This window comes from Streptomyces sp. NPDC002690 (assembly GCF_053592415.1).
The window spans coordinates 1-10058 of the sequence record NZ_JBSFVR010000279.1 but is presented as its reverse complement, the minus strand read 5'-3'; the positions used below and the strand labels follow the sequence as shown (position 1 = coordinate 10058).

Annotated in this window: 11 protein-coding genes; 9 read left to right on the top strand and 2 right to left on the bottom strand. The window is 72.1% G+C overall.

Annotated features, from left to right (window positions below):
• Positions 1–124 precede the first annotated feature (124 nt).
• The 3 genes from deoC to ACWD3D_RS27235 are packed head-to-tail and all read left to right on the top strand — an operon-like array spanning position 125 to position 3448.
• Positions 125–1072: a deoxyribose-phosphate aldolase gene (gene deoC, locus ACWD3D_RS27245; protein WP_451463431.1), complete on the top strand. Its 948-nt coding sequence runs from the start codon at positions 125–127 to the stop codon at positions 1070–1072.
• Positions 1073–1077: 5 nt separating this feature from the next.
• Positions 1078–2514, top strand: a complete 1437-nt coding sequence (locus ACWD3D_RS27240) for an aldehyde dehydrogenase family protein (protein WP_451463429.1) — start codon at positions 1078–1080, stop codon at positions 2512–2514.
• Positions 2507–3448, top strand: a complete 942-nt coding sequence (locus ACWD3D_RS27235) for an aldehyde dehydrogenase family protein (protein ID WP_451463428.1) — start codon at positions 2507–2509, stop codon at positions 3446–3448. Before ACWD3D_RS27240 ends, ACWD3D_RS27235 begins: the two co-directional genes overlap by 8 nt.
• 84 nt (positions 3449–3532) lie before the next feature.
• Here ACWD3D_RS27235 and ACWD3D_RS27230 read toward each other — a convergent pair whose 3' ends face one another.
• The gene (locus ACWD3D_RS27230) at positions 3533–3949 is read right to left on the bottom strand and encodes a hypothetical protein (RefSeq protein ID WP_451463427.1); all 417 of its coding nucleotides are present in this window, start codon (positions 3947–3949) and stop codon (positions 3533–3535) included.
• A 127-nt stretch (positions 3950–4076) separates the two neighbouring features.
• On the opposite strand from ACWD3D_RS27230, the gene ACWD3D_RS27225 reads away from it, so the two are divergent.
• Positions 4077–4718, top strand: coding sequence for a uridine kinase (locus ACWD3D_RS27225; RefSeq protein ID WP_451463426.1), 642 nt, complete (start codon positions 4077–4079; stop codon positions 4716–4718).
• A gap of 228 nt (positions 4719–4946) precedes the next feature.
• Here the strand turns inward: ACWD3D_RS27225 and ACWD3D_RS27220 are convergent, their stop codons facing one another.
• On the bottom strand, positions 4947–5735 hold the full coding sequence (locus tag ACWD3D_RS27220) for a SigE family RNA polymerase sigma factor (protein WP_451463425.1): 789 nt from the start codon (positions 5733–5735) through the stop codon (positions 4947–4949).
• 212 nt (positions 5736–5947) lie between these two features.
• On the opposite strand from ACWD3D_RS27220, the gene afsQ1 reads away from it, so the two are divergent.
• From afsQ1 to ACWD3D_RS27195, 5 genes are all read left to right on the top strand, one after another.
• Positions 5948–6625 (top strand): two-component system response regulator AfsQ1, encoded by a 678-nt coding sequence (gene afsQ1, locus ACWD3D_RS27215; protein ID WP_266708396.1) that lies wholly within the window; start codon positions 5948–5950, stop codon positions 6623–6625.
• Entirely contained in the window at positions 6622–8157 is a 1536-nt protein-coding gene (locus ACWD3D_RS27210; protein WP_451463424.1) for an ATP-binding protein, read from the top strand. The genes afsQ1 and ACWD3D_RS27210 overlap by 4 nt, the downstream gene beginning before the upstream one ends.
• Complete coding sequence (locus ACWD3D_RS27205; protein ID WP_451463423.1) at positions 8154–8831, top strand: hypothetical protein; 678 nt, start codon at positions 8154–8156, stop codon at positions 8829–8831. The genes ACWD3D_RS27210 and ACWD3D_RS27205 overlap by 4 nt, the downstream gene beginning before the upstream one ends.
• 218 nt (positions 8832–9049) lie before the next feature.
• Positions 9050–9601, top strand: a complete 552-nt coding sequence (locus ACWD3D_RS27200) for a VanZ family protein (RefSeq protein WP_451463422.1) — start codon at positions 9050–9052, stop codon at positions 9599–9601.
• A 91-nt stretch (positions 9602–9692) separates the two neighbouring features.
• Positions 9693–9911: a PspC domain-containing protein gene (locus ACWD3D_RS27195; protein WP_451463430.1), complete on the top strand. Its 219-nt coding sequence runs from the start codon at positions 9693–9695 to the stop codon at positions 9909–9911.
• Positions 9912–10058 lie beyond the last annotated feature (147 nt).

Here is a 10058-nt window from a genome sequence, read left to right as displayed (position 1 = left end):
GGCGGGGGTCCGGCGGCGGGGGCCGGGCGCGCACCGGGCGCGCGGGTCCCCCGCAGGGTGCGTGTGACGGGCCGCCCCCCCCTGTACAGGCTGCTACGCGCGTAGATATGCTCCTCTGGTGACCATGCCCACCACTGCACCCGCATTCTCCGGCGCGACCGCGTCCGACGGTGCGTTGCGCCGCTTCCTGCACGGGCTGCCCGGCGTCGACGCCGTCGGCCTGGAAGCGCGCGCCGCCTCGCTCGGCACCCGGTCGATCAAGACGACGGCCAAGGCGTACGCCATCGATCTCGCCATCTCGATGATCGACCTGACGACGCTGGAAGGCGCGGACACCCCGGGCAAGGTCCGGGCGTTGTGCGCCAAGGCCCTGCATCCCGACCCGACCGACCGGACGACCCCGCGCACCGCCGCGGTCTGCGTCTACCCCGACATGGCGGCGACCGCCGTCGCCGCGCTGGCCGGCTCCGACGTGAAGGTGGCGTCCGTGGCGACGGCCTTCCCGGCCGGCCGCGCGGCGCTCGACGTCAAGCTCGCGGACGTCCGCGACGCGGTGGCGGCCGGGGCGGACGAGATCGACATGGTGATCGACCGGGGCGCGTTCCTGGCCGGCCACTACCTCAAGGTGTACGAGGAGATCACGGCCGTGAAGGCCGAGTGCGGCACCGCCCGCCTCAAGGTCATCTTCGAGACCGGCGAGCTCTCCACGTACGACAACATCCGCCGCGCCTCCTGGCTGGGGATGCTGGCCGGGGCCGACTTCATCAAGACGTCGACCGGCAAGGTCGCGACCAACGCCACCCCCGCGAACACCCTGCTGATGCTGGAGGCCGTCCGCGACTTCCGCCTCCAGACCGGTGTCCAGATCGGGGTGAAGCCCGCGGGCGGCATCCGTACGACCAAGGACGCGGTCAAGTTCCTGGTCCTGGTCAACGAGACCGCGGGCGCGGACTGGCTGGACAACCACTGGTTCCGGTTCGGCGCCTCCGGCCTGCTGAACGACCTGCTGATGCAGCGCCAGAAGCTCAGCACCGGCCGTTACTCCGGCCCCGATTACGTGACGGTGGACTGATCCCCATGGCATCTGCATTCGAGTACGCACCCGCCCCCGAGTCGCGGTCGGTCGTCGACATCGCGCCGTCCTACGGCCTGTTCATCGACGGCGAGTTCACCGAGGCCGCCGACGGCAAGGTCTTCAAGACCGTCTCGCCGAGCAGCGAGGAGGTCCTCTCCGAGGTCGCCCGCGCGGGCGAGGCGGACGTGGACCGCGCGGTCCGGGCGGCCAGGAAGGCATTCGGCAAGTGGTCCGCGCTGCCGGGCGCCGAGCGCGCCAAGTACCTCTTCCGGATCGCCCGGATCATCCAGGAGCGCAGCCGTGAGCTGGCCGTCCTGGAGACGCTGGACAACGGCAAGCCGATCCGGGAGACCCGCGACGCGGACCTCCCGCTGGTCGCGGCGCATTTCTTCTACTACGCGGGCTGGGCCGACAAGCTCGACCACGCCGGTTTCGGCGCGAACCCCCGCCCGCTGGGCGTGGCCGGCCAGGTCATCCCGTGGAACTTCCCGCTGCTGATGCTGGCGTGGAAGATCGCCCCGGCGCTCGCCGCGGGCAACACGGTGGTGCTCAAGCCCGCCGAGACGACCCCGCTCTCCGCCCTGTTCTTCGCGGACATCTGCCGCCAGGCGGGCCTGCCGAAGGGCGTCGTCAACATCCTGACGGGGTACGGCGACGCGGGCGCGGCCCTCGTCGCGCACCCGGACGTGAACAAGGTCGCCTTCACCGGCTCGACCGCCGTGGGCAAGGCCATCGCCCGGCAGGTCGCGGGTACGGACAAGAAGGTCACCCTGGAGCTGGGCGGCAAGGGCGCCAACATCGTCTTCGACGACGCCCCGGTCGACCAGGCGGTCGAGGGGATCGTCACCGGCATCTTCTTCAACCAGGGCCAGGTCTGCTGCGCGGGCTCCCGCCTGCTGGTGCAGGAGTCGGTGCACGACGAGGTGCTGGACGCGCTGAAGCGGCGGCTGTCCACGCTGCGCCTCGGCGACCCGCTGGACAAGAACACCGACATCGGCGCGATCAACTCCGCCGAGCAGCTCGCCCGGATCACCGCGCTGGCGGACACCGGCGAGGCGGAGGGCGCCGAGCGCTGGACCGCGCCGTGCGAACTGCCGGGCTCCGGCTACTGGTTCGCCCCGACGCTCTTCACCGGTGTCACCCAGGCCCACACGGTCGCCCGGGACGAGATCTTCGGCCCGGTGCTCTCGGTGCTGACCTTCCGCACCCCGGACGAGGCCGTCGCGAAGGCCAACAACACCCAGTACGGCCTGTCGGCGGGCATCTGGACGGAGAAGGGCTCCCGCATCCTCGCGGTGGCGAACAAGCTCCGGGCGGGCGTCGTCTGGGCCAACACGTTCAACAAGTTCGACCCCACCTCGCCGTTCGGCGGGTACAAGGAGTCGGGCTACGGCCGCGAGGGCGGCCGCCACGGCCTGGAGGCGTACCTCGATGTCTGAGCACGGATCGACCAACGGCTCCGCCGAGCGGCGCCTCGGCGTCTTCAAGACCTACAAGCTGTACGTCGGGGGCAAGTTCCCCCGTTCCGAGAGCGGCCGGGTGTACGAGGTGACCGACTCCAAGGGCACGTGGCTGGCGAACGCCCCGCAGTCCTCCCGCAAGGACGCCCGGGACGCGGTCGTCGCCGCCCGCAAGGCGTTCGGCGGCTGGTCCGGCGCGACCGCCTACAACCGCGGCCAGGTCCTCTACCGCGTCGCCGAGATGCTGGAGGGCCGCCGGGAACAGTTCGCCCGCGAAGTGGCGGACGCCGAGGGGCTGTCGAAGTCCAAGGCGGCGGCCGTGGTGGACGCCGCGGTGGACCGCTGGGTCTGGTACGCGGGGTGGACCGACAAGATCGGCCAGGTCGTGGGCGGGGCCAACCCGGTCGCCGGGCCCTTCTTCAACCTGTCGACGCCGGAGCCGACCGGTGTGGTCGCGGTGCTGGCTCCGCAGCGCTCGTCGTTCCTCGGGCTGGTCTCGGTGATCGCCCCGGTGATCGCGACGGGCAACACCGCCGTGGTGGTCGCCTCCGCCGACGCGCCGCTGCCCGCGCTCTCGCTGGGCGAGGTGCTGGCCACATCGGACCTGCCGGGCGGGGTGGTGAACGTGCTCTCCGGCGCCACCGCAGAGCTGGCGGCCCCGCTCGCGGCGCACCAGGACGTCAACGCCATCGACCTCGCCGGCGCGGACGCCGAGCTGGCGAAGGAGCTGGAGATCGCGGCGGCGGACAACCTGAAGCGCGTACTGCGTCCACAGGCTGTGGACGGCGAAGCGGGACCGGGCGCCGTCGACTGGACCGCCGACCCGGGTACGCACCGGCTGACGGCGTTCCTGGAGACCAAGACGGTCTGGCACCCGACGGGCGCACTGGGCGTCTCCGGGTCGTCCTACTGACGGCGGCACGGGCACACGCGGCGGGGGCCGGTCCTCACACGAACGCGAGGACCGGCCCCGTCGCCCGGCCACGGGCCGGCGCGGTCAGTGCGCGCCGGTGACCAGGCCGGTGACCGGGCCGATCAGGGGCAGATCGCGGAGCGCGCCGCCGTTCGTGAGGTGATCGGTGACCAGGGCGGTGGAGACCGGCTTGAAGTCGGCCACCTGCGTGCCCACGGCGTTGTCCAGCGGGTCGGTCCCGGTCTTGGCCAGCGGGTCGAGCTGGAGCGCGGTGACGGGGGCGAGGCTGTTCGACAGCGCGCCGGTCAGCGCGGGCAGCGCGGCGTCGGTCACCGCCGACACGGCGGCCTGCGCGCTGTCGCTCGCCTCGGTCACGGCCTCGGGCGTGGCCGCCTGCGCGGACGCGGCGCCCGCGCCGAGGGCGGCGCCCAGGGCGGTGACGGTCAGCCCGGCGCGCAGCAGGACGTGCCGCGAGGGCTTGGTTCGTGCATGACGTGCCATTTTTCCCACCTGATCGACTCTGTATCGGTAGTCGTACGTGCGCGCAGAGTAGTGGAGATGTGATGCTCGATACCAACAGGACTTCCGAGGGGTCCCCTGCTCGGGTCATGCCTCACACTTTTGTTCTGTGAGTTCCCAACCGATCCCGACGCGCGTCGTCCTGCTGACAGGACCCTCCGGCTCCGGGAAGTCCTTCCTCGCCGCTCGTACCGGTCTCCCGGTGCTGCGCCTGGACGACTTCTACAAAGAGGCCAACGATCCGACCCTGCCCCTGGTCACCGGCAGCACGGACATCGACTGGGACTCCACCGCGTCCTGGGACCTGGAGGCGGCCGTCACAGCCGTCGCGGAACTCTGCCGCACCGGCCGCACCCGGGTGCCGGTGTACGACATCTCGATCAGCGCGCGCACGGGCAGCGAGGTGCTGCACATCGACCGCTCGCCGCTCTTCGTGGCCGAGGGCATCTTCGCGGCGGACATCGTCGGACGCTGTCAGGAGCTGGGGCTGCTCGCCGACGCGATCTGCCTGCGCGGGCGTCCCGCGACCACGTTCCGCCGGCGGCTGCTGCGGGATCTGCGCGAGGGCCGCAAGTCGGTGCCGTTCCTGCTGCGGCGCGGCTGGCGGCTGATGCGCTCGGAGCGTCGGATCGTGGCCCGTCAGGCGGCGCTCGGCGCCCACCCGTGCGGCAAGCAGGAGGCGCTCGGCCGCCTGGCCGCCGCAGCCGCGGGCCGCTGCCGCCGCACCCCGGCGGGGAGCGGCGCGGCGTAGCGCCGTAAGTGCCGAAGCCGTGAGAGCCGTGGGACGTACGCCGAGAACGTCCGGGAACGACGAACGGGGCCGTACCGGGCCCCCCAGCCCGTACGACCCCGCCGTCCCCCGTCGCTCGCCGTTTCCCCCCGGAGCGGCGAGCTCCGTCGTTCCCCCGTTGTTCCCCCGTGTCCCCGTTGCCCGCCGCTTCCCCCCGGAGCGGCGGGCCCCGTCGTTCCCCCGTCGCCTTCAGGCCACCAGCTCGCCGAAGGACTCCTTCTCGTCACGTCCGAAGCTGAGGACCTCGTCCTCGCGCAGCCGGCGGAGCGACCGCCAGATGCTGGACTTCACCGTGCCGACACTGATGTCGAGGATGGCCGCGATCTCCGGGTCGGTGCGCCCCTCGTAGTAGCGCAGGACCAGCATGGTGCGCTGGAGTTCGGGCAGCCGGGCGAGTGCCTGCCAGAGCACCGCGCGCAGTTCCGTGCCGCGCATCGCGTCCGAGTCGCCGACCGTCTCCGGCAGTTCCTCGGTCGGGTACTCGTTGAGCTTGCGCCGGCGCCAGGCGCTGATGTGCAGGTTGGTCATGGTGCGGCGCAGATAACCGCCGACCGCGGCCTTGTCGCTGATCCTGTCCCACGCCCGGTACGTCGAGAAGAGGGCGCTCTGCAGCAGGTCCTCGGCCTCGAACCGGTCACCGGTCAGGTGGTAGGCGGTCGCGTACAGGGAGGCGCGGCGCTCCTGGACGTAGGCCGTGAACGCAGCTTCGGCGTCCTCGGCCCCCGCCCGGGGCGTCCGCTCCCCCGTGATGCCCTCCCCGTACGCGCTTCCCCCGTGTCCCCCGTACGTTCCCCCGTACGTGCCCGGTTCGTCCCCCGTGACCTCGGCAACCGCCGTCGTGGCCGGGTGCTGACGCCCGGTGCTGCGAACGCACCCCCGCCCGTTCACCGCACCGGACTTGTCCGGACCCCGTCCGATGTCGTGGAGACGCGTGACAACCGCGCTTGAGCTGGTGCGTTGCAGTCGCAGTGCGTTCATCGTGCGCCTCCCCGTCGGTGGAGTCCGTTCGAACCGTGTGCCATTGAGTCTGGCCGCGCAGTTTCACGCCACTGTCCGCCGACTGTCACAGAGCTGTCACAGGCCTCGTGGGGTCGTAACCGTCACAACCAAGTGTTGTCCGGGGCCACTCACGCGACCGAAGTGCCTCCCGGCGGTCGAACTGGGGCACCCCATGGGACAGAATGGCGTCCGTGCCTTTCCTGTTGCTGATCGAGGACGACGACGCCATCCGCACGGCTCTCGAACTCTCGCTGTCACGCCAGGGCCACCGAGTGGCCACCGCGGCGACGGGAGAGGACGGCCTGAACCTCCTCCGGGAGCAGCGGCCCGACCTGGTCGTGCTCGACGTGATGCTGCCGGGCATCGACGGTTTCGAGGTCTGCCGGCGCATCCGCCGCACCGACCAGCTGCCGATCATCCTGTTGACCGCGCGCAGCGACGACATCGACGTGGTGGTGGGGCTGGAGTCGGGCGCCGACGACTACGTGGTGAAGCCGGTGCAGGGCCGGGTGCTGGACGCGCGCATCCGCGCGGTACTCCGGCGCGGGGAGCGGGAGTCGACGGACTCGGCGACCTTCGGAAACGTGGTCATCGACCGTTCCGCGATGACGGTCACCAAGGACGGGGCGGACCTCCAGCTGACCCCGACCGAGCTGCGGCTGCTCCTGGAGCTGAGCCGCAGGCCCGGACAGGCCCTGTCCCGGCAGCAGTTGCTGCGACTGGTGTGGGAGCACGACTACCTCGGCGACTCGCGTCTGGTGGACGCGTGCGTGCAGCGGCTGCGGGCGAAGGTGGAGGACGTGCCGTCCTCGCCGACCCTGATCCGTACGGTGCGGGGCGTGGGCTACCGGCTGGACTCGCCTCAGTGAGTGGACGTGCCGGGCGGGGAGTCCGTGCGGGACTCCGCTGGAGCAGCCTGCGGCTGCGGCTGGTCGTGGTGTTCGGCCTGGTGGCCCTGACGGCGGCGGTGTCCGCGTCGGGGATCGCGTACTGGCTGAACCGCGAAGCGGTGCTGACGCGTACTCAGGACGCGGCGCTGGGGGACTTCCGGCGGCAGATGCAGAACCGGGCGGCGGCACTGCCGTTGCAGCCGACCAAGGACGATCTCCAGTCCGCGGCCGTGCAGATGGCGGACAGCGGGCCAGGTTACGCGGTGCTGCTGGAGGACGAACGGGACGGCGGGAAGCCGATCGTCGGCTACTCCGACCTGGACTCCTTCACCAAGGTGGACGTGCCCCGCTCGCTGGAGCGGCAGGTGTCCGCCCAGCAGCGGCTGACCTCGGGCAACTCGCACCAGTACCACCTGTTCTGGCAGCGCACGAGCATCGGCGGCACGCCGTACCTGGTGGCGGGGACGCGGATCATCGGCGGCGGCCCGACCGGCTACATGCTGAAGTCGCTGGACCAGGAGCGCCAGGACCTCAACTCCCTCGCCTGGTCGCTGGGTATCGCCACCACGCTGGCGCTGATCGGCGCGGCGCTGCTCGCGCAGGCGGCGGCGACGACCGTGCTGCGGCCGGTGCAGCGGCTCGGCGAGGCGGCGCGCAAGCTGGGCGAGGGGAAGCTCGACACCCGTCTGGTGGTCTCCGGTACGGACGAACTCGCCGAGCTCTCCAGGACGTTCAACCGGGCAGCCGGTTCGCTGGAGAAGAAGGTCGCGGACATGAGCGCGCGGGAGGAGTCCAGCCGCCGGTTCGTCGCCGACATGTCGCACGAACTGCGCACCCCGCTCACCGCGATCACCGCCGTGGCCGAGGTGCTGGAGGACGAGGCCGACAGCCTGGACCCGATGATCGCGCCCGCCGTGCATCTGGTGGTGAGCGAGACCCGACGGCTGAACGACCTGGTGGAGAACCTCATGGAGGTCACCCGCTTCGACGCGGGCACGGCCCGGCTGGTCCTGGACACGGTGGACGTCGCCGACCAGGTCACCGCCTGCATCGACGCCCGGGCCTGGCTGGACGCGGTGGACCTGGACGCGGAGCGCGGCATGATGGTGCGGCTCGACCCGCGCCGGCTCGACGTGATCCTGGCGAATCTGATCGGCAACGCGCTCAAGCACGGTGGTTCACCGGTGCGGGTACGTGTACGCACCGAGGGTGAGGAACTGGTCATCGAGGTACGCGATCACGGGCCGGGGATTCCCGAGGACGTGCTGCCGCACGTCTTCGACCGGTTCTACAAGGCGAGCGCGTCCCGTCCGCGCTCCGAGGGCAGTGGTCTCGGGCTGTCGATCGCCATGGAGAACGCGCTCATCCACGGCGGAACCATCTCCGCCGCCAACTCCCCCGACGGGGACGGCGCGGTGTTCGTCCTGCGGCTCCCCGACGACGCCGAGGACGAGAGTGCCACGAACGACGTGCGCGGTGCCGACGACGGCACGGACGGCGAGGAGTCGTGAGGCAGGGTATCGGCCGCGCGGTGCGGAAAGACGTGCCCGGGTCCGGTGATCCGCGTCCGGCCCGGCGGCCGGGGGCCGGGCGCCGCCCGCTGACCGCGCTGGTCCTCGTGGCGGCGGCCACCGCGCTGGCCGCCGGGTGCGGCATCCGGTCCACCTCGGTGCCGGTCGACGCGGGGCCCGCCCCTTCCCGGGTGCCGTGCCGCACGGCGGGTACGGGCTCCGGGGCGCAGGCGGCCGACGACCGGGTGCGGGTGTACCTGGTCTGCGCGTCGGAGCTGGTGGCGGCGGACCGGACGATCGCGGACGCCGACCGGCGCGGTGGCCGCCTGGGTGTGGCCCGGGCGCTGCTGGCGCAGATCCGGCAGACGCCGCTCTCCGGCGAGCGCCGGGCCGGTTTCACCACCGCCGTCCCCTCGGACCTGACCGTGGGGGAGGGCACCGACGACGATCCCGCGGGCGCTCTGCGGCTGAGCGCCCAGCCGGAGGACCTGTCCGCCGAGGCGCTGGCCCAGGTGGTGTGCACCTTCGCGGAGGAGAGCACGCTCGTCACCGGCGGCGGGGTGCTGCTCGGCGGGCCGAGCGACGACTACGCCCCGCGGGGATATCTCTGCACGGAGGAGACGAAGGCCCGGCCGCAGAACGTACCGACCCTGAGCACGCCGTCGCCCCGGTGAGCCCATGGCCCGACGCCGCCCGTGGCCCGGCGCCCGTGGCCCGGCGGCGCCCGTGGCCGGTGAGCCCGGCCGCCGCACGGCGCGGTGCTGTGCGGCCGGTGGGGGCGTAGGGGTGCGCGGGACGCCTGGGGCGTGGCGGGGGCGCGCGTTTCGTGGTCTGCGCCACTTCCCGCCGTTTGCCCGGAACCGTTCCCTCGTGGCAGGACGTCTAGGGGGGCGTGCGTCAAGGTCCCGGCGGTAAGGCCGTCACCCTGTTCCGCGTGGTGGGGTTCTCTCTTCTCCTCGCGCATCTCGTGATCGTCGGGTGGCTGACGCTTCGCCCCCTGGACGTCCCCTGGATCACCGCCGCGAACTTCACACCGCTGGACGGCATCAAGGCGGACCTCGCGCTCGGCCCGGCCGCCGCCGTACGGCGCATCGGCGCGGGACTGCTGCTGCTGGCGCCGCTGGGGTTCCTGCTGCCGATGGCCGACGCGCGGCTCACCGTCTCCCCATGGGCGTCGCTGGTCCGGACGACCGCCGCGGGCGCCCTGATATCCCTCGCCATCGAGCTGGGGCAGACCGGGGTGCCCGGGCAGGTGGTCGACATCGACTCGCTGCTGCTGAACACGGCCGGCGTGCTGCTGACGCACCTGCTGGTGGTGCCGTTCGTCCGGTCCAGGCTGCGGCAGCGGCGCCGGCCCGACTCCGCGCCCGGAGGCGCGGAGCGGACCGACGAGACCCCTCAGGGCGTGACCCCGACGATTACCAGGGTCGGGGTCGCACCGTAGAGGGAGGCCCCTTCCCGGTGGTGGAGCGACCATGGATACATCGGGAGCACCGCAGCGGCTGCTCCCCGGACGGTTCACCGAGGAGTCCACCATGGCCGGATTGGTTCGCCCCCGCGACGGACGCATGATCGGCGGAGTGTGCGCGGCGCTGGCACAGCGCTTCGGTACCTCCGCGACGACCATGCGCGTCATCTTCCTGGTCTCGTGCCTGCTGCCCGGTCCGCAGTTCCTGGTCTATCTGGCGCTGTGGATCCTGCTGCCCGGGGAGAAGCCCTCCTCGTCGGGCACCACGTCCGCGACGGCCTGGTGACGCGGGCACGACGGGGGCACGACGAGCACGGCACACGAAACGCGGTGGGGCACCCGGCCTGACAGGCCGGGGCATCCATCACCGCGCGATCGCACCGCACCTGCACCTCTCCACCCTCAACCCACACATCGATCTCGACGGCACCCG

What these genes read in the sequence shown, in the direction of transcription:
- ACWD3D_RS27230 (WP_451463427.1), bottom strand. Translation starts at nt 3,949, where the DNA reads ATGGCACGTCATGCACGAACCAAGCCCTCGCGGCACGTCCTGCTGCGC.
- ACWD3D_RS27240 (WP_451463429.1), top strand. Translation starts at nt 1,078, where the DNA reads ATGGCATCTGCATTCGAGTACGCACCCGCCCCCGAGTCGCGGTCGGTC.
- ACWD3D_RS27195 (WP_451463430.1), top strand. Translation starts at nt 9,693, where the DNA reads ATGGCCGGATTGGTTCGCCCCCGCGACGGACGCATGATCGGCGGAGTG.
- ACWD3D_RS27235 (WP_451463428.1), top strand. Translation starts at nt 2,507, where the DNA reads ATGTCTGAGCACGGATCGACCAACGGCTCCGCCGAGCGGCGCCTCGGC.
- deoC (WP_451463431.1), top strand. Translation starts at nt 125, where the DNA reads ATGCCCACCACTGCACCCGCATTCTCCGGCGCGACCGCGTCCGACGGT.
- ACWD3D_RS27220 (WP_451463425.1), bottom strand. Translation starts at nt 5,735, where the DNA reads ATGAACGCACTGCGACTGCAACGCACCAGCTCAAGCGCGGTTGTCACG.